Origin of the sequence: Nitrosopumilus sp. (assembly GCF_025699255.1) — an archaeon.
Taxonomy (GTDB): Archaea; Thermoproteota; Nitrososphaeria; order Nitrososphaerales; family Nitrosopumilaceae; genus Nitrosopumilus.
In genome coordinates this window covers 99,191-122,819 of the sequence record NZ_JAILWA010000003.1, presented here as the reverse complement: position 1 = coordinate 122,819, position 23,629 = coordinate 99,191, and the positions used below count along the sequence as shown (strand labels likewise).

General features: G+C 31.6%; 29 protein-coding genes. 12 read left to right on the top strand and 17 right to left on the bottom strand.

The genetic code is table 11. From position 1 onward, the window contains the following. Genes K5781_RS04510 through K5781_RS04495 form a run of 4 tightly spaced genes read right to left on the bottom strand, consistent with a single transcriptional unit; the run spans position 1 to position 2,818 of the window. Positions 1 to 1,404, bottom strand: coding sequence for an aspartate kinase (locus tag K5781_RS04510; protein WP_297441183.1), 1,404 nt, complete (start codon positions 1,402 to 1,404; stop codon positions 1 to 3). Positions 1,405 to 1,439: 35 nt separating this feature from the next. Next, positions 1,440 to 2,186, bottom strand: coding sequence for a proliferating cell nuclear antigen (pcna) (gene pcn, locus K5781_RS04505; protein ID WP_297441181.1), 747 nt, complete (start codon positions 2,184 to 2,186; stop codon positions 1,440 to 1,442). 34 nt (positions 2,187 to 2,220) lie between these two features. After that, positions 2,221 to 2,538 carry a transcription factor S gene (locus K5781_RS04500; RefSeq protein ID WP_297441179.1) on the bottom strand — a complete coding sequence of 106 codons (318 nt, stop codon included), beginning with the start codon at positions 2,536 to 2,538 and terminating at the stop codon, positions 2,221 to 2,223. A gap of 1 nt (position 2,539) precedes the next feature. Then, a complete protein-coding gene (locus K5781_RS04495) occupies positions 2,540 to 2,818 on the bottom strand; it encodes an RpoL/Rpb11 RNA polymerase subunit family protein (protein WP_297441177.1) in 279 nt (92 codons plus the stop codon). 51 nt (positions 2,819 to 2,869) lie between these two features. On the opposite strand from K5781_RS04495, the gene K5781_RS04490 reads away from it, so the two are divergent. From K5781_RS04490 to K5781_RS04480, 3 genes are read left to right on the top strand one after another with little or no spacing between them, the layout of a single operon-like run. Then, complete coding sequence (locus K5781_RS04490) at positions 2,870 to 3,406, top strand: hypothetical protein (RefSeq protein ID WP_297441175.1); 537 nt, start codon at positions 2,870 to 2,872, stop codon at positions 3,404 to 3,406. A 31-nt stretch (positions 3,407 to 3,437) separates the two neighbouring features. Next, positions 3,438 to 3,590 carry a hypothetical protein gene (locus K5781_RS04485; protein WP_179362696.1) on the top strand — a complete coding sequence of 51 codons (153 nt, stop codon included), beginning with the start codon at positions 3,438 to 3,440 and terminating at the stop codon, positions 3,588 to 3,590. Positions 3,591 to 3,599: 9 nt separating this feature from the next. After that, a complete protein-coding gene (locus K5781_RS04480; RefSeq protein WP_297441172.1) occupies positions 3,600 to 3,746 on the top strand; it encodes a hypothetical protein in 147 nt (48 codons plus the stop codon). A 1-nt stretch (position 3,747) separates the two neighbouring features. On the opposite strand, the gene K5781_RS04475 is transcribed toward K5781_RS04480, so the two are convergent. Both K5781_RS04475 and K5781_RS04470 read right to left on the bottom strand, forming a co-directional pair. Continuing rightward, on the bottom strand, positions 3,748 to 4,242 hold the full coding sequence (locus tag K5781_RS04475) for a dual specificity protein phosphatase 23 (RefSeq protein WP_297441170.1): 495 nt from the start codon (positions 4,240 to 4,242) through the stop codon (positions 3,748 to 3,750). 45 nt (positions 4,243 to 4,287) lie between these two features. Further along, positions 4,288 to 4,929 (bottom strand): cyclase family protein, encoded by a 642-nt coding sequence (locus tag K5781_RS04470; RefSeq protein ID WP_297441167.1) that lies wholly within the window; start codon positions 4,927 to 4,929, stop codon positions 4,288 to 4,290. A gap of 76 nt (positions 4,930 to 5,005) precedes the next feature. On the opposite strand from K5781_RS04470, the gene K5781_RS04465 reads away from it, so the two are divergent. Next, entirely contained in the window at positions 5,006 to 5,263 is a 258-nt protein-coding gene (locus K5781_RS04465) for an Lrp/AsnC ligand binding domain-containing protein (protein WP_297441493.1), read from the top strand. On the opposite strand, the gene K5781_RS04460 is transcribed toward K5781_RS04465, so the two are convergent. Then, positions 5,258 to 6,409, bottom strand: a complete 1,152-nt coding sequence (locus K5781_RS04460; RefSeq protein WP_297441165.1) for an aminotransferase class V-fold PLP-dependent enzyme — start codon at positions 6,407 to 6,409, stop codon at positions 5,258 to 5,260. The genes K5781_RS04465 and K5781_RS04460 overlap by 6 nt on opposite strands. A gap of 26 nt (positions 6,410 to 6,435) precedes the next feature. Between K5781_RS04460 and K5781_RS04455 the strand changes: the two genes are divergently transcribed. Both K5781_RS04455 and K5781_RS04450 read left to right on the top strand, forming a co-directional pair. Further along, entirely contained in the window at positions 6,436 to 7,014 is a 579-nt protein-coding gene (locus K5781_RS04455) for a hypothetical protein (RefSeq protein WP_297441162.1), read from the top strand. 144 nt (positions 7,015 to 7,158) lie between these two features. After that, the gene (locus tag K5781_RS04450) at positions 7,159 to 7,458 is read left to right on the top strand and encodes a 4Fe-4S binding protein (protein ID WP_007402606.1); all 300 of its coding nucleotides are present in this window, start codon (positions 7,159 to 7,161) and stop codon (positions 7,456 to 7,458) included. A 35-nt stretch (positions 7,459 to 7,493) separates the two neighbouring features. On the opposite strand, the gene K5781_RS04445 is transcribed toward K5781_RS04450, so the two are convergent. The 4 genes from K5781_RS04445 to K5781_RS04430 form a co-directional block, all read right to left on the bottom strand. Next, complete coding sequence (locus tag K5781_RS04445) at positions 7,494 to 8,486, bottom strand: plastocyanin/azurin family copper-binding protein (RefSeq protein WP_297441146.1); 993 nt, start codon at positions 8,484 to 8,486, stop codon at positions 7,494 to 7,496. Between the two features lie 103 nt (positions 8,487 to 8,589). After that, positions 8,590 to 10,338 (bottom strand): cache domain-containing protein, encoded by a 1,749-nt coding sequence (locus K5781_RS04440; protein ID WP_297441144.1) that lies wholly within the window; start codon positions 10,336 to 10,338, stop codon positions 8,590 to 8,592. A gap of 65 nt (positions 10,339 to 10,403) precedes the next feature. Then, positions 10,404 to 10,769: a DUF6659 family protein gene (locus tag K5781_RS04435; protein ID WP_297441143.1), complete on the bottom strand. Its 366-nt coding sequence runs from the start codon at positions 10,767 to 10,769 to the stop codon at positions 10,404 to 10,406. After that, positions 10,766 to 12,097, bottom strand: coding sequence for an ammonium transporter (locus K5781_RS04430; RefSeq protein ID WP_297441141.1), 1,332 nt, complete (start codon positions 12,095 to 12,097; stop codon positions 10,766 to 10,768). Before K5781_RS04430 ends, K5781_RS04435 begins: the two co-directional genes overlap by 4 nt. Before the next feature lie 115 nt (positions 12,098 to 12,212). Between K5781_RS04430 and K5781_RS04425 the strand changes: the two genes are divergently transcribed. Then, on the top strand, positions 12,213 to 12,542 hold the full coding sequence (locus K5781_RS04425; protein ID WP_297441139.1) for a P-II family nitrogen regulator: 330 nt from the start codon (positions 12,213 to 12,215) through the stop codon (positions 12,540 to 12,542). A gap of 4 nt (positions 12,543 to 12,546) precedes the next feature. After that, complete coding sequence (locus K5781_RS04420; RefSeq protein ID WP_297441137.1) at positions 12,547 to 12,684, top strand: hypothetical protein; 138 nt, start codon at positions 12,547 to 12,549, stop codon at positions 12,682 to 12,684. A gap of 94 nt (positions 12,685 to 12,778) precedes the next feature. Here the strand turns inward: K5781_RS04420 and K5781_RS04415 are convergent, their stop codons facing one another. The 3 genes from K5781_RS04415 to K5781_RS04405 form a co-directional block, all read right to left on the bottom strand. Further along, positions 12,779 to 13,360 carry a P-II family nitrogen regulator gene (locus K5781_RS04415; protein ID WP_297441135.1) on the bottom strand — a complete coding sequence of 194 codons (582 nt, stop codon included), beginning with the start codon at positions 13,358 to 13,360 and terminating at the stop codon, positions 12,779 to 12,781. Between the two features lie 72 nt (positions 13,361 to 13,432). Beyond that, complete coding sequence (locus K5781_RS04410; protein WP_297441133.1) at positions 13,433 to 14,584, bottom strand: J domain-containing protein; 1,152 nt, start codon at positions 14,582 to 14,584, stop codon at positions 13,433 to 13,435. Between the two features lie 98 nt (positions 14,585 to 14,682). Continuing rightward, on the bottom strand, positions 14,683 to 15,105 hold the full coding sequence (locus K5781_RS04405) for a universal stress protein (protein WP_297441131.1): 423 nt from the start codon (positions 15,103 to 15,105) through the stop codon (positions 14,683 to 14,685). Between the two features lie 102 nt (positions 15,106 to 15,207). On the opposite strand from K5781_RS04405, the gene K5781_RS04400 reads away from it, so the two are divergent. Both K5781_RS04400 and K5781_RS04395 read left to right on the top strand, forming a co-directional pair. After that, positions 15,208 to 15,891, top strand: coding sequence for a VIT1/CCC1 transporter family protein (locus K5781_RS04400; RefSeq protein WP_297441129.1), 684 nt, complete (start codon positions 15,208 to 15,210; stop codon positions 15,889 to 15,891). A gap of 10 nt (positions 15,892 to 15,901) precedes the next feature. Next, on the top strand, positions 15,902 to 17,197 hold the full coding sequence (locus tag K5781_RS04395; RefSeq protein ID WP_297441127.1) for an amino acid permease: 1,296 nt from the start codon (positions 15,902 to 15,904) through the stop codon (positions 17,195 to 17,197). On the opposite strand, the gene K5781_RS04390 is transcribed toward K5781_RS04395, so the two are convergent. The 3 genes from K5781_RS04390 to K5781_RS04380 form a co-directional block, all read right to left on the bottom strand. Continuing rightward, entirely contained in the window at positions 17,194 to 17,853 is a 660-nt protein-coding gene (locus tag K5781_RS04390) for a hypothetical protein (RefSeq protein WP_297441125.1), read from the bottom strand. The genes K5781_RS04395 and K5781_RS04390 overlap by 4 nt on opposite strands. Positions 17,854 to 17,924: 71 nt before the next feature. Next, complete coding sequence (gene glnA / locus K5781_RS04385; RefSeq protein WP_297441123.1) at positions 17,925 to 19,370, bottom strand: type I glutamate--ammonia ligase; 1,446 nt, start codon at positions 19,368 to 19,370, stop codon at positions 17,925 to 17,927. A 74-nt stretch (positions 19,371 to 19,444) separates the two neighbouring features. Continuing rightward, on the bottom strand, positions 19,445 to 20,809 hold the full coding sequence (locus tag K5781_RS04380; protein WP_297441121.1) for a lysine 2,3-aminomutase: 1,365 nt from the start codon (positions 20,807 to 20,809) through the stop codon (positions 19,445 to 19,447). Positions 20,810 to 20,967: 158 nt separating this feature from the next. On the opposite strand from K5781_RS04380, the gene K5781_RS04375 reads away from it, so the two are divergent. Beyond that, a complete protein-coding gene (locus K5781_RS04375) occupies positions 20,968 to 22,710 on the top strand; it encodes a mechanosensitive ion channel domain-containing protein (RefSeq protein ID WP_297441119.1) in 1,743 nt (580 codons plus the stop codon). Between the two features lie 41 nt (positions 22,711 to 22,751). Next, positions 22,752 to 23,627 (top strand): ribose-phosphate pyrophosphokinase, encoded by an 876-nt coding sequence (locus K5781_RS04370; protein ID WP_297441117.1) that lies wholly within the window; start codon positions 22,752 to 22,754, stop codon positions 23,625 to 23,627. The last annotated feature ends 2 nt before the right edge of the window (positions 23,628 to 23,629 follow it).

Sequence of the window (23,629 nt, the reverse complement as noted above, 5' to 3'; positions counted from 1 at the left end):
TTAATTGATTTTATCAAGTGCAAATTCATTGTGTAAAGCACGTACAGCTGCATTGGTATCAGAGTTTTTTACTACAAATGCAAGATTGAGTTCTGAGGATCCTTGGGTAATCATTGATACGTTTACTTTATTTTTTTCAATTGCACCAAAAACTTTTGAAGCTACACCTACTGTTCCTCTCATTCCTGAACCAATCAATGCAATGATTGCAACATTAGTAGTAACATCTAATTTTTTGATTATTTTTCCTAGTAATTCTAATTCTAATGCACTTACGGCTTTGTCAAGATCAGCATTTTTTACTACTATTGTAATGCTTGATTCAGATGGATTTTGTGAGATCATCATTACATTGATACCGGCTTTTGCCAATGTTGCAAATATTTTTGCTGCAGTGCCTGGAGTACCAACCATACTACCTCCCTGAACATCAATTAATCCATTATTTCGTACGTTACTTACACATTTTACAGTATTTTTTACGGCTGCAGAAGTTGCTGCTGAAACCAAAGTTCCCTCATTTTTAATATTAAATGAACTTCGGATTTTCATTGGAATTTTTTTTGAAAGTAATGGTTCGAATGTTCGTGGATGTATTTGTTTAGCTCCAAATAATGCCATTTCAATTGCTTCAATGTAAGAAACTTCTTTGAGTAATTTTGCATTTTTAACAATTTTTGGATCTGCGGTCATCAAGCCATCTACATCACTCATTAACCAAATCTCATCGGCTTTAATGCAAGTACCAACAATTGTTGCAGAATAATCAGAACCGCCCCTACCAAATGTAGTTACATGCCCATGTTGATCTGCACCAACAAATCCACCTACAACAGGAACAGTTTTCTTTGAAAATAATGCATCTATTGTCTTTGATACTCTTAATCGAGTTGTATCTATGAGAGGTTTTGATTCGCCAAAGTTTGAATCAGTAACAATTCCTACTTCTTTACCTGTAAGAGGTATTGATTTTTTTCCAAAATCATTGATTGCTGATGAAACTAATTTTATTGATAGTCTTTCTCCAAAAGAAAATAGATAATCCATCGTTCTAGGAGTAACTTCTCCAAGTAGAACCATTCCATCAATTAGTGCAACAAGTTCATTAAAATCTAGATCAAATTTGGATAGTAATTTTTTTCTTATTTCAGATTTTTTTATTGTTTGTTTAGCTAATTGTTTATGTCTATTGATAATTTTTGATGCAATTTGTTCTGCTTTTGATTTGTTTTCTTTTTTTATTGATTCAGAAATTTCTATCAAATCATCTGTGGTTCCACTTGTTGCAGAACACACAACAACAATCTGATTTTTCTTTGATAATTCATTAAGATGTTTAGCTATTGCTTGAATGTCTTTTGCGGCAGATATTGATGTTCCACCATATTTTATTACTAGTCTCAATTCAAAATACCTGAATTAGTTAATCTTTAAATGCTTTAACTTTCTACGCGTGGAGCCAGGTAAAAGTGAATTCTACCAATATTTGCTACTTTAAACTCAATTCTAAGAGGTTTTGCGCTTGAAAATTCACATGTTATTGAGCCTGCGTTGGAACCTACTGCTTTTACAACTGGATTAAGATATTCAAGACTGTAAGTACCTACACTATCTTCTTTTGAAGAAATTTCTTCAATTTCTTTATCTTCTTTATCTAAATCAATCACTACTTCTCCTGAATCTCCTTTTCCAGAAAAGTCTCCCTTTGAATCAGATGTGTTGATTGTGAGATAATCAGATACAACTTGTACATCTCCTAGGATTTTATCAAATTTAGAAGAAGTCAAAATTATTTTTGAGTCATAAGGTATTTTTGGTAAAGGAGTATCAGTTGCAGAACTTTCAATTAAACGCATTTTGTATTTTTTATTTTTTCCAACTGTTACAAGTAACATGTTTTGTTCTGAGATACTAATCTCTATGCTGTCTTTTTTGTCAGCTCTTTTGATAAGTTTGGAAAATTCATCTATTCTTACACCAAATTTAATATCACTATCACATTCGTATTTTTCAAATGCAGAATTTGGCCAAGATATGTCAATTAAGGCAACATGAGATGGATCCATTCCTCTGAAAGTTATTCCTTCTGCAGTAGCTACAAAAGTTGCTTCTTCAACAAGTGTAGAAATTGCAGAAATAATGGCTTTTAGATCATCTGATCCACTGGTTTTTGCTCCAAAAGTCAAATCAATTTTCTTCTCTATAAGTACAAGTTAAACGTTATGTGTAATCACGCCAGGTGTATTTACATTTCTGACATCGATAAAATCTAGTTGTGGGTTCATCTGCACTTCTTGTTTGGAACATCCAACCAACTGCTTCATCATGTCCACATTTTTCACAATCAATTTTCACTGTTGGATTGGTTTCTTCTCCTTCATTTCCTTCAAAAGCTAATAGTGAGAAATCTGGTTCTTCTTCAGTGAGAATTTTTTTTGTAGGTTTTGATTCTCCTCCTTCAGTATATCCACATTTAGAACATTGAAGGCCTGAACCATTATTTTTTAATTTGACCTCACATTTGGGGCAAAATTTCAATCTAATTTACCTTAATTTTAGAATGGAATAGTTGTTTGAACTCTTCAGCCATTTTGATTGCTGAATCGGTTGCTTTTTTAATTTCACCGAGTGGTTTTGAACTTGAATTAATTCTCATCCAACATTCATTGGTAAGAGGATGTTTTACAATTACACCTGCAAAATCGATATTTGATGCTTTTAGGAGTTCGTGTTGAATAATGTACAAAATTCCTATATCAGTTTCAGTGATTGAAAGGCTGATTTCTTTAGGCTCAGAACTGATCACTTGTGCGTTCATGTATTCAGAAAAAGCACTTATTGCGGATATAAATCATTATGAGCGGGTAAAATGGGAGAAAGCAGGATTTCAGCGATCGAGTTAGTAAAATCAAAGGATGAGTACTCATCGGATGAAAATGTTGAGATAAATGTCCAATTTTCAGTAGAAGGAGACATTAGAAATGCCTTCAATGAGGCTAATTGGACTAAAGCGTACAATAACAATGATGTTTCATTTAAAATGAAATATGGTATCAAATTGACGTCAGGAGGATTCAGAAAGAAGGAATTAGGCAGAACTATTGATACATACCGAAAGGCATCCATTTTTTGGACAAGAAATCCAAAACTGGTTAACCCAATGAAAGACAGACGAATTTGGGTTCAAGTAGCTAAAAATTTTGAGCCATTTATCAGATTATCAGAAGAAGAAGTTAGACAAGAATTGTTTGATTTTAACGAAAAATTTGTTTTCAAAGCATCAGATTTAGGACCAGGTAAACATAAGATTGGAGCAGAAGCTTTTGCATCTTGGCAAAAACACGATTATACGGAAACTGGAAGTGTAAAAAACAATTCTAGTGAAATTGAGATTACAATCAATTAGGGATATAAGGAACTTTTTTGGGTAATTATTAATGGCAAAATATGATGGTCTGCTAGGACAACCAATACTTGAAGTTGAAGAACCTGATAAAGAGGGAGGAATTACTTTTATCTTCAAAGATAACAGGTTTATGTTCATCAAAGCAGTTGATGGAAAAATTGAGACCGTATCAATCCCAGAATAGGTGAAATGAATGGATAAATTTGATGGAATTAAAATGCTAGAACTTGTCAAAGTCGAAGATCCTGATTCAGATGGTGGATTAACTTTATTTTTTCAAGAAGATAAAACCTTGAAAATTAAAGTAGTAGATGGAAAATTAGTTTCAGAATTTGTTTAAACTAATTTCTCACATGTTTTTCATAAAATCCAATAGCTAGTTCTTGTACTTCAGATTGAATTGAACCAGGTCTTTCATTTCTAATTTTTTTAATTGCATCATCTGCTGAATATTTTTGATATTTGATAAAATAACATGCAAGTATTGTTCCTGCTCTACCCATTCCAGCTGCACAGTGAACCATTACAGCTTGTTCGTTTTTAATTTGTTCATGTATGAAATCCACTGCAGAATCTATTCTATCCATATCAGGAGCTGTCAAGTCAGGTGTTGGTACATGCAAATATCCAATATTTTGTACCCAATCATCAGGTAACGATTGTTCAGTCATTGTAACAATTGATTTTACTCCTTGATTTAGTAACCAATCAAATTCATCATAACTAGTTGGTATACCAGAGCCTGCTAGTTTCTCTTCAATTAGCCATGAAAAATTTGTTGGTTTCTTTGTAATTTTTCCATGAACCTTTCTCCAGATATTCCCAGGTTTACTCATAAAATCATTAGATTGATTCTATATTTTTAGTATTGCTAAATCAAATTAAGATGCTACTGCACGAACAGGCGAACCTGTAGCATCTTTTAGTTTTAATGGAAGAATTGTAAAAGTAAATTCTTTTGAGTTTATTTTATTCAAGTTTGCTAGATTTTCAACGATAAGAATATTATTTTTTGAAAAAATGTGATGAACACTAAACGATTCATCTTTTCCAAGATCTATACTTGGAGAATCAATTCCAACAAGATTAATTTTTTTTGATACAAGATATTTTGCAGATGATTTATCCAATCCAGGATTTTCAGTAAAGTAGTTTTGTTTTTTTAGATTTTTTTGCCATTCAGTATAGAAAAAAATCGATGAATGATTTGGTATTTTGCCATTATTTTTTTCAAATGTTGTAATATCAGATTTTGTGATAGGAGTATTGTTTGATTTTTTGAGTTTGACCAAAATACCTCTTCCAATCAATCTTTCAAGAGGAATTTGGTTTATTTTTAAACCATTTTTTACAAAATGATATGGTGCATCAAGATGTGTACCTGTATGAGAACTCAGAAATAACAACTCAAGATTATATCCATCTTTTTTGATATCTGACCAATCAATGAATTGTGGTGTGGGAGAACCTGGAAAACTTGGAATAGATTCAGATATTGTAAGTGACAAATCTATAGCTTTCACATCAACATAATGTAATGGGGATTAATCAGTTTTTTAACAATGAAAGGTTAAATACTGTCTGATGAAAAAACCCCTTGTGCCTACAGCATATGTTCTATTGAATTCTGATTTAGGATCAGACGAATCAATAATCAATGAAGTAAAACAAATTCTTGTTGAAGAAAATGTCAAATTTGAGGTTCAAGGAGTGTATGGAGTTTATGACATTGTCTTGAAATTATCATCAGATGATGCTGAAAAACTACGTGCAATAATCACCAACAAAGTTAGAAAAATCAGTAAAGTTCAATCGACACTAACAATGATGGTTATTGAAGAGCAAGAAAATCTATAATTTCTTTATTGCAGAAATTACTTCAAGCATTTGAGATTCAGAATTGAAAAAGTGTGGAGATGCTCGTACAATTTTTTGATCCATGATTTCTCTTACAGCTAAAATGATATTTTGTTTTTCTAATTTATCCACAACTTCTTGTGAATCATATCCTTTGATATTAAATGAAATAATACTGGTTCTCAGATTTTGATCATCAGGACCATACAAAATAATATTTGGGATTTTTGATAATTCTTCTCTAAATAAATTAGAAAGATATTGATTTTTTTCACGAATATTATTCATTCCAAGATCAAGCATATAGTTTGCAGATGATGCTAATCCGACAATTCCTACATAATTTCTAAAGCCTGTTTGAAATTTATCTGGTAATTCCTTAAAGGCAAGTTTTGAGTCGTCGTAAATGATTGCAGATTCACCACCAATTGTTTTTGGTTCTAATAATTCACTCGACTTTCTATTACAATAGAATAATCCCGTTCCCATTGGACCACAAAGCCACTTAGAGCCATTAAATGACATAAAATCACATTTTGTTTTTGATACATCAACATCTCCAATACAACCAATAGTTTGCGCACTATCAATAAAAAATGGAACGTTATTTTCAAGAACTTTTCCTATTTCTTCTACAGGTAAAATTGAACCTGTATTATACAATGCATGACTTAGTGCAACCAATTTTGTATTTTCATTTACAAGAGATTCTAAATCATCTAATCGAAAAAATCCATTTTCATCAATAGGAAGATTTTGTATTGTGATTTTCTCTTTTAATTTTATCCAAGGATAAAAATTAGCATGATGTTCATGAGTCATTCCACGAATAATTATGTTAGAATCATTATCAAAAGTTAATCCATTTGCTACAAAGTTTATTCCATCAGTTGTACTTTGTGTGAGAATAATTTCATCAGGTTGGCAAGAAATTATTTTTGCTATTGTTTTTCTAACATTTTGTAGTTTTTCGGTAACAAAGGGTTCAGATTCTTTAGAATCAGGACCAATAGAGTTGTATGAAATAAGAAATTCTTTCATTGCTTCAATACTTTGAGTAGGCATTAGAGATACAGAGGCATTGTTTAGATAGATTTTATCTGATGCTGGAAAATCATCTGAGAAATCTTTTGTTGCTAAATTCATTATTATATCTGTAAAATCTTAAAGTAGTGTTGGATAAAAATCCTGAGCAAATAGTAGAGAATGATTTAACTCAGATTCAAATGAAATTTGAACAAAATAATCCCAACATTGTATTATGTTCAAAACCGTTTCATAAAATGGAATTTCTTTACAGATTAATTAATTCAACTGAGGATCCCATAATTGTTATTGATATGGATTTACTGTATACTGGATATGTTGAATCTGGGATGATTCAAAAAAAAGATAATGTGACTATTTTTTATCCAAATAGAACAAATTGGGAAAAAAAATTATCAGAAATTATTTCCAAAGTATCAAAAGAAAGATTTTTGGTGATAATTGATTCGTTTAATGGTGCATACAATGTGTTTGAAAATTTAGAATCTGCTAGATTCATTAATTCATGTATAATGTTATTATCTTCATTAGGAAATCATAGTAAATCATCTATTTTGATAACTGGAATGGCTAAGAAAAAAGAAAACAATAGTTGGGCATTATCTCCAGGGGGAAAACATATCATAAAATCAGAAAAAACAGGTATATTTTTCCTTGAAAAAAATGAAAACCGTTTGTTATTCAGAACTCTAGACATATCATAAAAATTCTTAAAATAAATCTGAGAATTTTTGAGGATTATTTCTAGCGATCAGAATTTGAAACGGCGTTATAAAATATCAAACGCCGTTATAGAACCATATTTTTAGGCAAATTATATTAAGACCAAATCAAGAAATAATTTTGTTATGCCAGTAGGAATTATTCCAGACATCAGCGAACAAATGTGTATCGGATGTGCACTATGTGTAGAAATCTGTACCACACTTGGACCAGATGTCCTTAGAGTAAAACCAGTTGAAGGCTGGAAGAGAGGTAAAGCATTTGTCTTCTACCCAGAAAGATGTATTTCTGATGGTGCATGCATCGGTGTATGCCCAACAAAAGCAATCTTTTGGATGAGACCAATGGACTTTACTGTTGGACAACCAGTTCCACTCTACAAGAACTCAGTCTTCGTCAAAGGTTGGACTGAATTAATCGATTAGATTAGTTCAACAATTTTTAATTTCTTTTTATTATTTTAGATTTTAACAGCGCCTTGCGTATCATCTTTAATTTTTGGTTTTTGTTTTAACCAAAATAAAGCTACAAGGAACATAACACCAGGAATTAGAATAATTATAAGCATTAATTCGTAATATGTCGTTAATCTTTGAGCTGGTTTTGTATGATAGGTTTCATGAGATGATTTTTCTGGATTGTCATATACTGCAGCTGTAAAATCTACAGAACGTTGTTCTTTACTTTGTACATTTCCAGAAACAGTTACGCTCTCCTCAGCAAAAATTGAAGGAGATTCAATTCCTTCTATTCTTATTATAACAGAACCTGACTCGCTAAAAACAAAATTTCTATAATCACCACCAATTTGACTTAATCCTTCATCTCGAAATATTTCTTGACCATTTTGAAATATAACAAAATTATATTTCATTTCAGCTAAATTAGAATTTGTTTGTGGATCATAAAATTGATAAACAAATTGTACTTTTTCATGAGTTTTAATTACGGGCGGATCCCATGTTAGATTTACTTCTATTCTTCTATCTGGTGTATATTGTAATAATGGAAATTCTAATTTTTTCCCTGTTGCATCATGAGGGAAATCAGGAATTTCTTTTTCAACAACTACAATTCCTTCCATCCAAGGATGAATGGTGCAATAGTAAGAAAATGTTCCAGACTCTTCAAATTTGTATGACCAAGAATCTCCTGGCATGAATCTACCACTATCAAAAATACCGTTTGATTTTCCAAAATTATCACTCATCCAACCAAATCGTCCTGAACCTTCTCCACTTGTTACTGTATGACCTTCTTTATCATCATTGTACCACGTAATAGTATCATCCACAGTTACAAAAATTTGAGGAGGATCATACCAAACTTCTGCTACAGTATTTAGTTCAGGATTATATGCTCCTAATGGGATATCAATAATGTATTCATCAGCATAAACAAAGGATGATGAAGTTAGAAATACAAAGATTAACGAGTAAAATAAAAATTTCATATTATATAGCCACAATTTGGTTAATTAAATACTTGATGTAATTTTCATTTTTGCAAATGATTGTTTTTTGATAGACTGATTGGTAGAATATCAGGATTTCAGGCTAGTTTTTTCTTTTAACTTCATAAATACTGTAATCATATTTTGCTTTCATTTCAATTGAACAAAATTGTGAAAATTCGTATTCTTGCATGTCCTTTAGAATTTCATACATGTTATTACCAACTACAATACTATTTTTTGGACAAAATGAATTAATCTTGAAACATCTATTTACTGTAGGACCGAAAATATCTGAAATTTTAGAAGTTGTACTTTCAGCTACTTTGACAGAGCCATATGTGGCACTGATTTTATAATCTAATGCATCTATATTATTTGCATTAAGCTCTTTCTTTAATTCATCATGAGATTCAATCATATCTAAACAGCATTCTAGAACATTTTTCATGGCTTGGGTATCTTTAGAATCTATGTTTGCAAATCTGAACATTAAAGCATCTCCAATATTTTTTACGACTTCTCCATTATGTTTAAGAATAATTCTAGCCATAAAATTTAGAAATATTTCATACATTTTACTCACATCATCATCTGATAATTTAGATGAAATTCTGGTGGAATCAGTCATGTCAATTACTCCCACACAATCATTTTCTTCATGTTGAGAAAACTTTAGAAGATTACCACCTGCGAGTTCTTTAATAATTTCTTCTTTCTCTTTGATCTCAATTATTGATTCTTCAAGTTTTTCTGCCATCGAATCAAATGCACGTGATAATTCTCCAATTTCATCACCTGTTGTAATATTTGTCCTAACATCAAACTTTCCATTTGCAATTTTGTTTGCAGCATTTTTGAGTGCTCTTAATGGATGAGATAATGATTCTGCAGCAAAATATGCAACTAATCCCATCATCATTGTGATAAGTAGGCTCGTTAGGAGAATTCTAGTTTGGAGAATTTTTATTGGTTCAACTAATTCTTTTTCATCCATTTCTGCAAGTAAAACAATTCCAAAATCTACTGCACAATAAGATGAACCATAAATTGGAATGTTTCTATAATCAGTATAAAATCCAACATGATCTTCTCCTTCCTTGAAACATTTCTGTACAGCAACTGTATCTACTCGTTGTTGGAATACAGCATCTTCAAAAAATCTTGATTCAGATAACATCAAATAATCATCATTAACAATGTAAACCTCCCCGGTTTCACCCAATCCGCTTCTATTAACCAAAACATTGTCAATTGATGCAGTCCTCATTTTTGAGATAATTACGCCAATTGGTTCATCTCCTTTTTTACTATCTTTGGCAAATATTGGAGAAATAACAATTAATTTTTTACCAGATTTTATTGATTCAAAATCAATGAAAGAACTTTCCAATCCTCTCTTAAAAAATTCATTTTCACTAAAATTATCTTCTGTATTTCCAACAAGAGAAAAGTAAATGTTTCCATTATTTCCAATAATTTTTGTATCTTCAAACCCTATTGAAAATCCAATTAATTCTTGAAATGCTTGAATTTGAATCAAAAAATCTCTACGATTACTTTCTTGAAATTCTTTTAGTTGATTTTTTGGAATTTGATTCATTTCTGAAACTAATGATTGAATCATGGGATCATTTGCAAGTATATGATTTTGTTCAATCCTAGATTCAAAAATTGATTTTAAAGATTCTCCTCTAATAGAAGATTCTCCGATTAATAATTCACCTCCTCTTTCTTTTAGAGTCTCAGATGCATAATCTATACTCATGTAAGATGTAATTCCTAATGCAGTTATGCTTACAAGCATTACAAGTAAAACAAGTTTTTTGCCAAGATTAAATGAGATGGACATTTTTATTCTATAGTTTTTTTATATGAATATCAACTCTTCCCAGTATATTATGCCTGTAGTAATTTTTAGTTTTGAGAATTAAGTGATGAACGAATAAAATCAATAATTTTCAAATAATCAGCTCTTGGTTCTGTACTTATCATAAACAAATCGTTAGAATTTACTGGAATACTAATCATGGTAACTTTTTCATATTCAGTAATGGATGATAGTTCTGAGCCAATTTTGTATGCTAAATTTGTATAAAGATCTCTTTTTTGTAGTGCATAATGAATCGACATCTTTACATTTTCACCATCTAAAATTTTTTCAACATTATCTTTTTGTCCACCAGCAATCATTTCTCCCTTACTATTTGCAACACCTGCAAATCTAATTTTAGGATCTAAATCTAGAACTTTTTTAGATAATTCTTCGTAATTGATTGTCATTTTTTAGCACTATCAGACTTCTTCTTTTTGAAGAGTATTTCATCCTTTTCCTGTAAATCTTCTGTATATTCATCCATACTTAGCATGAATTCTTCTTCATCAGAATATGCTGATTCAGCATGTTCACTAATATCTAAACCAATATCTTCAACTTCAGGTGAAACTCTAATTCCAATAAGATGTTTAATAACTTGCATAAGAATCCATGTTCCACCAAAGCCCATTGCAGCTGCAACACCAACCCCTACAGCTTGTATCCAAAGTTGATCAGGATTTCCGAAAAGTAAACCATCTACTCCTCCAGGATTAATTGCGGTACTTGCAAAAATTCCTATAGCAAGTGCACCAACAATACCAGCAACTCCGTGAACAGAGCTTACATCAAGTGCATCATCAATGTGTAATTTTTCTTTGAATAGTACTACGCCGGAATATGATATTACACCAATTGCTATTCCTATAACAAAAGCATGTTCAGCGCTTACAAATCCAGATGCAGGAGTGATTCCAGCTAGACCTGCAATAGCACCATTAATTGTAGCTACAACTGATGGTTTTCCAGTTCTAATCCATGAAAGACCAGCCCAAATTAAAGCAGAAACTGATGAAGCCATGTGAGTTACAATTACTGTATTACCAGCAACACCACCTGATGCAGAAAGAGCACTTCCTGCGTTAAATCCAAACCATCCTAGCCATAACAAGGATGAACCAAGAACTGCAAGAGGAATACTATGAGGAATCATTATTGCAGGACCGTAATTTCTTCTCTTACCAAGTACTAGAGCGGCAGCTAAAGCTGCCATACCAACACTTGTGTGAATTACAATACCACCAGCAAAATCAACAACACCGAGTTGTGCTAACCAACCTCCACCCCAAACCCAGTGAACTAGAGGATAATAGATTAGCATTGACCATGCTGCTATGAATATGATAAATGAGCTAAACTTCATTCTTTCAGCAATTGTTCCAGTAAGTAATAACGGAGTAATTGCTGCAAACATTAATTGGAATTTCACAAATAATACACCAGGAATTGTTGGTGCATATTGTTCAAGTGGAGCATCTGACGGAACTCCTTTCAGGAATACCCAATCCATATTTCCAACTAAACCTTGTGTCGATGGACCAAACGAAATACTAAATCCAAATACAAACCACATCACACTCAAAAGTGCCAAACCAAAGAAAATTTGCATGAAAATAGATGCTGCATTTTTCTTTCTCAAAAGTCCAGATTCAAAGAGACCTAATGCGGGGATCATTAATAGCACAAGACTACCTGCGACAAGCATCCATGCTGTATCTCCAGAATCCAGAACCATGATAAAAAATTTAATTTTAAATTAATAACAATGTCTAAATTTGATTATCAATTGATAATCAAATAGTTATCAAAATCAGAAATTATATTTGTGTAAATTATACTACAATTACTAAATGCTCAAAATAGAAGTCATACTTGGAGAAAACGATGTCATGGCCATTAGTGAAGGGCTAAAAGAAATTGGCATTGGTGGTCTAACAGTCTCTAAAGTCAGAGGAAGAGGAAAGAAACCAGGACCTGAGATACACGCATCAAAAGGTAGTGAAATTTTTGTTCCTCAATTCAATGAAAAATACAGATTGGAAGCTATTATTTCAGACACAAAAGAAGATGAAGTTATAGGAATTATCAAAGATAATGGCAGAGTAGGAAAAATCTTTGTTTCTCAGATTTTGCGTGCAGTAGATATTGCTACTGGTGATGAAGGAGAATCTACAATCTAGAGATATGAACATAGACTCTATTCGTAAAAGTAAATTGTTTCGTAGAGAAGAAATGAAACCATTAGAGCCTAAAGATATATTCAAAATTCTTGCAATAGCAGGAATTATTGTTGTGCCATTGCTTGTTGGTTTAGTTGTATGAAAGTATCCAAAATTTTTATCGCCAAATTGGGACTTGCAGTTATAGGAATGACTTTAATTGGATTGTATCTCTTTTTGCCAACTTTGTAGTATAACTAATAATCACCGAAATTATTTTCATAAACAATTGTAGGATTCTTTAGTTGTTTTTCTAGAGTTGGCAAAGATTTCATAATGCAATAATTTACAAAATCACTAAAGGATTTTATTCTATAATCATCTCTTAGTATTTCTTTATTTTCTTCATAGATTCTTTGCAATTTGTTTAGAGTAAATTTTTGTAATGGAACAAATCTACTTCTTTTAGGTAATGGTTTTGATTCAGTTTTTTGTTCATGAGTAATTTCAAGATCTTGTTGTCCATCAAGAGTTTCCATGTCTACAACTTCTTCCATTTCAGAGACGAAAATTTTTCCACCATGTATTGATGATAAGCCAGAGTTTTTAGAAATCATTTCAACAACTTTTCTAGCTTCTTTATCAGAAACAACCATTTCGATTTTTGCAAGTGGTACTGATTTTAATCCAGTAGAGCCAACACGAGAACCTTGAGACTCATCATAAATATGACTATCATCTAAATTTCGTTTATCAATAATGTAAGTTCCTACAGCATTCAAATTGGTTTTAATTGTAGGGAAATTTTTTCTCTTAATTACTGCCTCTATCTTTTTCACAAATATTTTTCAAAAAAAGGCATATTTATCAGAAATGGTCATTACCATGCCTAAAAATTGATTTTTTAATGATTATTTTTTCGAAAAACCAAATTTTGATGCCCATCCTTTTTTTTGTTTTTTAGATGGTTTCAATGAAAGATTATCAAGCATGGCATATGTGATTGTGAATCCATGTCCAACCATAGTAGCATCTTTGGGGTAATTTTCTTTGTTGGGTACAAATTCATCAGCTAAATCTTTAATTTTTTTAGTTTTAAGATCAAATAACCTGATTTTTTTACCATTTTCAAGTTTAATGATTGCATCTCCGCTTAAACCTTGAATAGAAAAATTTTCAAAAAATCGTATTGTACCACCTTCTTTTAGTTCAATAACAGAATCATAAGTTAGTTTTCCACCATAAAATAAAATTTCTCGTGCAGATAGTATAACATCATCTTCAACATTTAAAACAATGATAGAATCTGCTTCAAGGGATACAGTATTTGCAAGGTTTTCTGCAATTATTTTTCCATTAGGGGCTGAAATATGAGTTCTATGTTCTTGAATTTGAAAAACACCTACACGTACAGGATCTTCTACCCGAAATTTTCTTCCATAAACATTTCCAACAACCACATTACCATTATCAACAGTGATTTTTGCACCATTATCGATTTTGTATTTATTTTCTAATGGATTAATGAATTTAAAATCTCCATTAGTTAGATGTATGTTTGTTTGATATTCTTCTGTCCATGAAGGGCTTGTGATACTTCCTTGCATAATTATTGGACCATCATATGAAAAACTTCCTGCCATAAAATTTCCTTTGATTGATAAAGCTCCAGTAGCTTTTCTTTCTAATTCAATTTCTCCAAGAGTTTTTGATCCAAATAATCTAGTTCCAGTAGTGTTAGAGTTGTTCAAAGATGATGCCCATTCTTCAGCAGTTTTCATTTCTTTGAATAGTTCTTGACCTAAAATCTGATTTTTTTTCCTTACATCAGCTTCAGAATCATTTGAATATACTTTGGAGTTTTTTAATTTTTCAAAATCTGTTTCTGGATATTTCTTACCAATTTTTAGATCATCATATGCTTGTTTAATTTTAATAAATTGTTCATTTTCGCCTCCTCGATCTGAGTGATATTGAAGAGCCAATCGTCTAAATGCATCACGTATTTCTTTCTCTGTTGTGCCCTCTAAAATTCCTAAAATATCATAATTGCTTTCTACCATAATCTACACCAAAATTATTTTTTCAAATTCCTATACTTGTAGGTTATTACGTATAGAATATCAAGGATATGGAAAAAATAGAAAAAGTTCAGATTGAACTATTTGACTACTAATACTGGAACATTTGTTTTGTGCATAACATAGTTAGATGTGCTTCCTAGAAATGCTTCTTTTGCACCACCTAATCCTCTTGCACCAATTACAATCATGTCAAACTTTCCATTTTTGGCAAATTTGACAATTTCAGAGCCAGTATTTCCACCACCGGTTTTGTACTTGAAAGTAGCACCTGCCTTTTGAGTTTTATTCATAGCAGGACCAATTGCTTTTACAGCTTTCTTTTGTGCATCTTCTTTCATTTTTGCTGTATATTTTATTCCGGCAGCTAGAGGTAAGTGAAATACATAAAATCCTGTAATTTCTGCATCTCCTCCTTTAGCAATTTCAATTGCTCTATCTAATCCTCTCATAGAATTTGGTGAGCCATCAAGAGGAACTAGAATTTTTTTCAATTTAGCCATGTTTAATGTCAAGATCTATTCAATATAAAAAAGGTTTATGATTTTCAATATTGGAATTATTCATGTTTATTAATCAAATATCAAATTAATTTCTAATTAAAAATGAAAATACATTTTGATGATTTTATTTATGGTTCTATAGATGGTGCAGTTACAACCTTTGCAATAGTTGCAGGAGTTATGGGCGCCTCGTTACCTGCAGTCATCATATTAATTCTAGGATTTGCAAATTTATTTGCTGATGGATTTTCTATGGCTGCGGCAAATTATCAAGCTTCAAAAGCAAGAAATGAATTTGTTGAAATGAAAAGGAGACAAGAAGAGTGGGAAATAGATAATTTAGAAGATCAAGAAAGAGAAGAAATTAGAGAAATTTATCGAAAAAAAGGTTTCAAGGATGAATTGTTGGAAGATGTTGTACGGATTATTACATCAAAACGAAAAGTGTGGTTAGACACAATGATGAAAGAGGAATTAGGATTAATTGAAGATGAAAAAAATCCCATGCATAGCTCTGTAAGTACATTTGTAGGTTTCAATCTTGTTGGATTAATTCCATTAATTCCGTTTATGATTTTCATGATAATAGGAATAGAAATGAATTCAGAAGCTTTTCTATATTCTATTGTGTCTGTATGTTCTGCATTTTTCCTTGTTGGTATGATAAAAGGAAAAATTGTTAAAAAATCTATGGTGCATTCAGGAATCAACACATTAATCATTGGTGGAATTGCTGCAATTGTTGCATATTTTGTAGGATATGGATTAAATTTACTGATTTCTTAGGATAGCAATCATGTCTGAATTAAAACGTCACATGGGATTATTTCATCTTACCATGTATGGTGTTGGATTAATTCTTGGAGCTGGGATCTACGTCTTAATAGGAGAAGCAGCAGGTTTTGCAGGAAATTCTATGTGGATTTCTTTTTTGTTAGGTGCAATTGTTGCAGTGTTTGCAGGATTAAGTTATGCAGAACTTGCTGCGTTATTTCCAAAAGCGGCAGCAGAATATACATTTGTAAAAAATGCGTTTAAGAATCATTTTTTTGGTTTTATAATTGGGTGGTTAACTGCAATTACATCAATCATAGTTGCTGCAACAGTATCTCTAGGATTTGGCGGATATCTAACTCAGTTTATTGATTTACCAATTACAGTTGGTGCTATTTTCTTGATTGGGGTTTTATCAATAGTAAATTTTATTGGAATAAAAGAATCGGCATGGGCTAATACCATATTTGCAATTATTACTGCTGCTGGATTAGTACTGATAATTATTCTAGGATTTACAATTGAGCCTATTGAATCTGTTGATTATTTTGAGGCACCAAATGGAATAACAGGAATAATTCTCGCTTTTGTGTTAATTTTCTTTGCATTTATTGGGTTTGAAGACATGGCAAATGTAGCAGAAGAGGTAAGAAGGCCTCAAAAGACAATTCCAAGAGCTATCATTTTATCAATAGTAATCACAGGAGTGATTTACATTCTAGTTTCATTATCGGTTGTTCGAATATTAAGTTGGGAAGAATTATCCGTATCATCTGCCCCACTTGCAGATGTAGCTCATAGTGTTTTAGGCATTAATGGAAATATCACAATATCACTAATTGCATTATTTGCAACGGCTAGTACTGTTTTGATAACACTTGTAGCTGGTGCACGTATTTTGTATGGAATGGCAGAGAGTAATTCCTTACCGCAATTTTTTGGAAAAATTCATCATAAAACAAAAACTCCATGGATTGCAGTAGTAGGAATTTTAATTACATCTGTAGGATTTACATTTGTTGGAGATATTGTAATTATAGCAAATATTGTTGTTTTTGCTGTAGTTATTACATTTACTGCAATTAATTTGGCAGTAATAGTTCTAAGATATACCGAACCAACTTTGGAAAGACCATTTAAAGTTCCGATTAATGTTGGAAAGTTTCCTATATTACCCATGTTTGGATTTATAACTACAGTTTACATGACATTACAGTTTGAGATCGAGATTGTATTTGTAGGAATAGCTATAATTGGAATTGGTTCAATTTTGTATTTAATTCTAAAAAAACAAAATAATTTTCTAAGTTCAAACTAATTTTTTTTAGATTTTGCTACAGCAACTATTGCAATAGAAATAGCTATTATACCAAGTCCAAGTCCAGCATATCCTAGATTCATGTCTTGTGTATCATTTTCTAAATTACTTACTGAATCTTTTAGATCACCTACATCTTCAATTAAGGCTGTATGTCCATCAATCATTTGTTGAACTGTAATATCTGCTGGCTCAGGAAATTCAATGTATGCGCGTTCATCAACTTTAGGAGGATGCATGGATAAACTAATTGGCGTATCTACAATTGTTCCTAAAATATTTGCTTGATAAAATCCTGATATTGTTGGATTTACAAATGCATAGTATTTTCCTGGAATATTATGATCAGGGGATAAAGGAAGGATAATACTTTCATCTTTGTAAATTAATTTCATTTTTATGGTTTTTCTCAAATCAGGAATTCCGTTTTTGAATTCTTGAGATTCGGCACATTTTATCGGTTCAGGAATTTCTGGGCATGTAATTAATGGACTAACATAGAATTCAATTGCATTTGTTTCTCCTGAAACAACAGGTTCATTCATCCAACCAATTTCAACTCTATAATCACCAACAGCATCAACAGTATGACCATATGCAATACCTGATAATCCTGGTATGATTAACAAAAATAGCAGAAATAATTTTAATTGCATAATAAAAAAACTGAATTTGATTTTAAAAAGGTTCTACTCATTTTCATTAAAAAAATCTATGTTTGTACCAGTTATGCATCTGCATACATAGAAACTTCCCAGGCTGTTGGGGTTTGTGCAAAAGCAGTATATTCTTTGTATTTTAATTCAGAATATGTCTTAAGGAAGTCTTTTGTGAAAATTTCCTCCAAGAAAGCAGAATCACTTGCTAATGAATCCAATGCACCCTTCAAGGATACTGGTAAGGATCCAATTCTATATTCACGTTTTTTTTCTGGAGAAAGTTTGTATACATTTTCTTCAACTGGATCTCCAGGATCTATTTTATTTTTGATTCCGTCTAATCCTGCTAGTAATAATGCAGCTTCTAAAAGATAGATATTTGCAGTTGGATCAGGTACACGATATTCAATTCTTTTACTCTTTTCTTGATTTCGATTATACATTGGAACTCTGATTGCTGTAGAGCGATTTGCTAAACCCCAGCATACATTGACTGGAGCCTCAAATCCAGGGACAAGACGTTTGTATGAATTTGTTGTTGGATTAGATATGGCACATAAAGCTGATGCATGACTTAGAATTCCACCAACATAATATCTACCAGTTTGACTCATTTGTGCTACATCATCGTCTTGATCATACATTACATTGGAATTTCCATTCCATAGACTTTGATGAGTGTGCATGGCAGAAGCATTATCACCAAAAATTGGTTTTGGCATAAAAGTTGCTACCTTGTTTTTTCGTTTAGCTTTAACTTTTACTAAATTTTTTACCGCAATTACATTATCTGCCATACTAATCATTTCATCATAAACCAAATTGATTTCACATTGACCAGAAGTTGCTACTTCGTGATGTTCTGCTTCAATTTTAATTCCAAAATAGTTGTAAAGATCATCACAAACATCTTTTCTAAATCCTTCCAAGGTATCTTTTGGTTGTGATGGATAGTATCCCTCTTTAAGATCGATGGCAGTACTTACATTACCTTTAGCCCAAGGTGATTCCTTAGATTCAATTGAATAGCCAGAACCTCCTCCTGAGTGAGTTGCTGCATACGGTGATGGATAAACATTGATGGAATCAAATACAAAAAATTCTATTTCAGGTCCCCAATTAGTATGAGTCAATCCAAATTCTTTGAGTTTTTCAGATGCTTTATGAGCGATACCTCTAGAATCTCTGTTGTATCTTGATTCTTTTTCAGTACTTCCATCATAGAGATCACAAAAAATTCTTGCATTTTTTCTACTACTTGGATCATAATCACTTGGAAGAATTTTAAATGAATTTGGATCGGGCATTAAAATCATATCTGAGTTATTTACAGATTTAAAACCAACAATTGAGCTAGCATCTAATTTTTCAAGGCCATTTACAAAACTGTTTTTATCAATTGCATAGCTAGGCATTCCTACATTATGTAATTCACCAAAAATATCTACAAACCAAAAATCAATGAAGGAAATATTTTCGTCTTTAATAGTTTGTAAAACTTGATCTGCATTCAATTTTGATATATTTTATTAATTAATTTACTAATGTTATCTTGTAAGTTAGAATTGTCAAGTTAGTCAGGTTAATTCTAAGATTCTGGATAATCTTCAATTGGATTTTTGGCTTTGAAATTTTTCATCTCTTCATCAAAGAAGAATTTGTCAGTAAGTGCAGGTTTTAGATCATCTAACCAAATTGCATTTTCATCATATTTTGCAAAGAATGGAACTTGAACCCAATCAGGATTTCTACCTTGTAAAAATCTCAAAACAATTACTTTTTGATCATTGAGATTTGCAGTTCCAATTACGTGGACTTTTCCTGGAGTTGCAGACATACTAGGACCACGAACTGTTCTGGCTAATCCACTAACTGAAGAATATGCTTTTCTAAAAATTTCATAAGCTTTGACTAGTGGAATTCCAAAATAGTGTTGTGCACCAGTATCTCTTACAACAAACATGTAATATGGAATACAACCAAGCTGAACCTGTTTAGTCCACATTTTTGCCCACATTTCTGCATCATCATTGATATGTGCTAATAATGGAGATTGAGTTCGAATTTGTGCTCCTGTTTTTCTGACTTCCTTAATTGCATTTTTTACAGCATCTGTTGATAGTTCATTTAGATGGTTAAAATGTGCCATAAATGCAAGATGTAATCCATTGTCTGTAATTTTTTTGAAAACATCTAACATTTCTTGAGAATCTGAATCAGTTAAAAATTTGTAAGGCCAATAAGCAAGAGCTTTTGTTCCAATTCTAATTGTTTTAAGGTTAGGAAGTTTGGCGTTAATTAAAGCATCAACATATTTTGAGAAAATTTTTGCTTTCATAATCATTGGATCACCACCAGTAAATAAGACATCACTTATTTCTGGATGTTCAGAAACATATTGAACAAGTTGTTCTCCTTCTTGCATTGCAAACTTCATTTCATCCATACCAACAAATTGTGGCCATCTAAAACAAAAACTACAATATGCATGACATGTTTGACTTTGACTAGGGAAAAAGAGACATGTTTCTTTGTATTTGTGTTGCATTCCATATAGTTTAGTTCCATCTTTTAACGTTGGAACATTTAGTTCCATTTGACCTGCAGGATGTGGATTTAATTGTAAACGAATTTCATTTGCAATAGATGTAATTTCTTTTTTATCAAGATTATTTTTTAATGCACTCTCCATTTTTGCATAATGTTCTGGTTTAAGCATACCTTTTTGAGGAAAAGTCAATACAAAGATTGGATCGTTTGGGATATTATTCCAGTCAATTAGTTGTTCAACAACATAATTATTTGCTTTAAATGGCAAAACGTTCCCTACAACTTCCATTTCAAATTGAGTTTCTTCGCTTAATTTTTGGATTTGAGGAAGAGTTCTGAAGTTTGATAAAGTATAAGATTTGAGTGAAGGTGAATCATCCCAAGCTGATTCTTGATAGGTCATTTTGTAAATAGTACTCTTACCCTTGATAAAAGTTACAGAGTTCCTAGGCATGGAATTTTTAGTTTAAAAATAATTTCCTCATAATTTCAAAAAATAATGGTAATATTGGTTAACCTTTGTATTCTAGAACATGTGTTTGGTTAAGATAGTGAGTATTGATGGCTGAAGAGGATTTATCACAAATTTCTGCAGGTGAATTTGAAACTGTTGGGCATCTTTTAGCATCATCAGAGACACTTCAAATTGCATTTTTTATTATGATAGCAGGCATAATTGGAATTACTCTAGTTTATAGAAAATTTTCATCATGGGTGACTTCACAAAAATTTTATTATAAAAAACCACATTTTGCAAGATTTTTACGAAGAGCAGTTTTGCCAGTTTTTGCAATTATATTCATTACAGTAATTAATGTGCACATACAAACTGGGCTTTTGTTAGATGATCAGCTATCAGTTGCTAATGGTGAGAATGTATCACCTCAAGAAATATTTGCCAAGATCCTCAACACGTTCAATATTTTAGTAATTGGATATACAGTTTCTCATCTTATTCCAATTGCACTTAACAAACATGAAAAATCTGCACAAGAAAAAGAAGATTTTGATGCTTGGTTTGAGATGAGAGGATTTATTGATGATGAAGACAACCTATTTCATAAATTATACAAATGGGTTCCACCAAATGTCACTCCAGAAGATATTGAAGAAGAGGAATTTAGAGAAAAGCTAAAGACAAAAGAAGGAATGCTAGAATTAGAACAATTTAGAACAACAAGAGGCAATCCAATTGGAGGATATGAAAAATTAGTTGACAGTCCATTTGAAGAATGGAAAAATTCAGAACGTACAAAATATGAAAAATATTATCAAGATTGTATTACTGGTAATAATCAATCTGGAAGAAAATTAAAACCAGGTGTAAAACCAGAGGAAATATTTCCAATTGACATATGGAGAGAAGAGAAGAGAATAAGTGGTTATGAACCAATAATCCCAAGTTCTCGTCCTCCAGGATATGCAAAAAAGAAAAGTGAAAATATTCCAAAATCTGCAAAACAAATTATTCCTGTTGGAATTTTTATTGCAACAATTTTAGGAGTTGTTGCATGGTGGGGAGTTGATTTGATTGTTCTTGCTACTGCAACAGGAGGATTAGCAATTGGTTTGGGATTAGCATTACAAGAAACAATGCAAAATTATTTTGCATATATTCTCATTAGAAAAGACAAGATATTTGTCGAAGGGGAGCGAATAAAGCTTGATACTGGATATAATGGATATGTGCATAGAATTACGCCTAGAGTTACATACATCAAAGATGCATTGAATGAATCAATTGCAATAATTCCAACAAGGCAATTAGTTAATGCACAGATAATTAACTATACACAAGGAAACAAAATGGTGCCTGCTATTGTAGATGTGGGTGTTTCTTATCTAAATGATCCTAAACAAGTTTCAGCTATACTTGTAAAAGTTGGAAAGCGAGCGATGAATGAAGTAATCGATGCAAAAGGAAAACATCTCATAAGACAAATGCAATGTCCATATTTAAAAAACAATCAACCAAGTTGTGGTTGTGATAAAGATATTCATGTTGATATTAACCAACCAGTTGTAAGATTTAATCAATTTAATGATTCATCATTGGATTTTTCAGTTTGGGTTTATGTTAGAGATTACGGTGCACAATTCAAAACTAAAACTGACATGAGAATTATAATGTATGAAGAATTTAAAAAATATGATATTAGAATTCCATGGCCAATCAGAACTGTATATCAGGGAGATGAAAAACGTGAACAAGAAGAGATTGATAAGCTTGTGGAAGATAGAAACAAGGTTATTGACGAATATGGCCTAGGTGATCTTGGTCGTGGTGGAGGTGGAGAAGAATAATCTTCTCAAAACTTAAGAATCCCATTAATTGACATTTCTTGTTGAATAAAGTATCAATAATTGCAGGAAAATCTTCTGAGGATGTTGGAAAAAAATTATCTAGAAAAATAAAAGCAAATCTAGTAAAATCACAAATCAGGGTTTTTGCAGATGGCGAAAGTAAGATTACCTTAAGTGGAAAAATTTCTAAGAAAAGATCTATCGTTATACAATCAATATATCCTCCAGTGGATACAAATCTAATTCAAGCATTATCACTTGTTGCAAAAGCTAAAGAAACTTCATCTGAAGTTATTGCAGTGATTCCATATATGGGATATGCAAGACAAGATAGAGAGTTTTTGCCAGGGGAAATTGTAACAATGAAAGTTCTTGGAAAATTATTCAAAGGAGCAGGTGCATCTAAAATTATTGCTGTAGATATTCACAGTATGATTGGATTCAAACACTTTCCAATCAAAACAAAAAATATCTCTGCAATTCCAGAATTAGTAGAACATTTCAAAAAAATGAGCCTAAAAAACCCACTTGTAGTATCGCCAGATCAGGGTGGAAAAGAAAGAGCACAAAAATTTGCAAAAGAATTAGGCTCAGAGTATATTGCATTAGAGAAAAAAAGAGATAGAAAGACGGGAAAAGTTCAGATAAAGACAAAGAACATATCAGAAGTTGCCAACAGAGATTTGATTTTAGTTGACGATATGATTAGTACAGGAGGAAGTATTGTAAAAGCTACTCAATTTCTTAAAAAGCAAAAATGCAAAAAAGTGTATGTTGCTTGCACACATGCATTATTAATGAATGATGCAGAAAAAAGAATTAAAAAAGCAGGTGTAACAAAAATTATTAGTACAAATACAATTCCTGGTAAAACATCAATTGTAGATATTTCTAACATTATTGCAAAGGCAATTTAATT

Excerpts from the sequence above, each read along its gene's own strand:
- K5781_RS04425 (WP_297441139.1), top strand. The coding sequence starts at position 12,213 with ATGCTCAAAATAGAAGTCATACTTGGAGAAAACGATGTCATGGCCATT.
- K5781_RS04395 (WP_297441127.1), top strand. The coding sequence starts at position 15,902 with ATGTCTGAATTAAAACGTCACATGGGATTATTTCATCTTACCATGTAT.
- K5781_RS04375 (WP_297441119.1), top strand. The coding sequence starts at position 20,968 with ATGGCTGAAGAGGATTTATCACAAATTTCTGCAGGTGAATTTGAAACT.
- K5781_RS04380 (WP_297441121.1), bottom strand. The coding sequence starts at position 20,809 with ATGACCTATCAAGAATCAGCTTGGGATGATTCACCTTCACTCAAATCT.
- K5781_RS04495 (WP_297441177.1), bottom strand. The coding sequence starts at position 2,818 with ATGAACGCACAAGTGATCAGTTCTGAGCCTAAAGAAATCAGCCTTTCA.
- K5781_RS04410 (WP_297441133.1), bottom strand. The coding sequence starts at position 14,584 with ATGGTAGAAAGCAATTATGATATTTTAGGAATTTTAGAGGGCACAACA.
- K5781_RS04480 (WP_297441172.1), top strand. The coding sequence starts at position 3,600 with ATGGATAAATTTGATGGAATTAAAATGCTAGAACTTGTCAAAGTCGAA.
- K5781_RS04490 (WP_297441175.1), top strand. The coding sequence starts at position 2,870 with ATGGGAGAAAGCAGGATTTCAGCGATCGAGTTAGTAAAATCAAAGGAT.
- K5781_RS04405 (WP_297441131.1), bottom strand. The coding sequence starts at position 15,105 with ATGGCTAAATTGAAAAAAATTCTAGTTCCTCTTGATGGCTCACCAAAT.
- K5781_RS04430 (WP_297441141.1), bottom strand. The coding sequence starts at position 12,097 with ATGGTTCTGGATTCTGGAGATACAGCATGGATGCTTGTCGCAGGTAGT.
- K5781_RS04440 (WP_297441144.1), bottom strand. The coding sequence starts at position 10,338 with ATGTCCATCTCATTTAATCTTGGCAAAAAACTTGTTTTACTTGTAATG.
- K5781_RS04400 (WP_297441129.1), top strand. The coding sequence starts at position 15,208 with ATGAAAATACATTTTGATGATTTTATTTATGGTTCTATAGATGGTGCA.
- K5781_RS04475 (WP_297441170.1), bottom strand. The coding sequence starts at position 4,242 with ATGAGTAAACCTGGGAATATCTGGAGAAAGGTTCATGGAAAAATTACA.
- K5781_RS04435 (WP_297441143.1), bottom strand. The coding sequence starts at position 10,769 with ATGACAATCAATTACGAAGAATTATCTAAAAAAGTTCTAGATTTAGAT.
- K5781_RS04445 (WP_297441146.1), bottom strand. The coding sequence starts at position 8,486 with ATGAAATTTTTATTTTACTCGTTAATCTTTGTATTTCTAACTTCATCA.
- K5781_RS04420 (WP_297441137.1), top strand. The coding sequence starts at position 12,547 with ATGAACATAGACTCTATTCGTAAAAGTAAATTGTTTCGTAGAGAAGAA.
- K5781_RS04485 (WP_179362696.1), top strand. The coding sequence starts at position 3,438 with ATGGCAAAATATGATGGTCTGCTAGGACAACCAATACTTGAAGTTGAA.
- K5781_RS04450 (WP_007402606.1), top strand. The coding sequence starts at position 7,159 with ATGCCAGTAGGAATTATTCCAGACATCAGCGAACAAATGTGTATCGGA.
- K5781_RS04460 (WP_297441165.1), bottom strand. The coding sequence starts at position 6,409 with ATGAATTTAGCAACAAAAGATTTCTCAGATGATTTTCCAGCATCAGAT.
- K5781_RS04390 (WP_297441125.1), bottom strand. The coding sequence starts at position 17,853 with ATGCAATTAAAATTATTTCTGCTATTTTTGTTAATCATACCAGGATTA.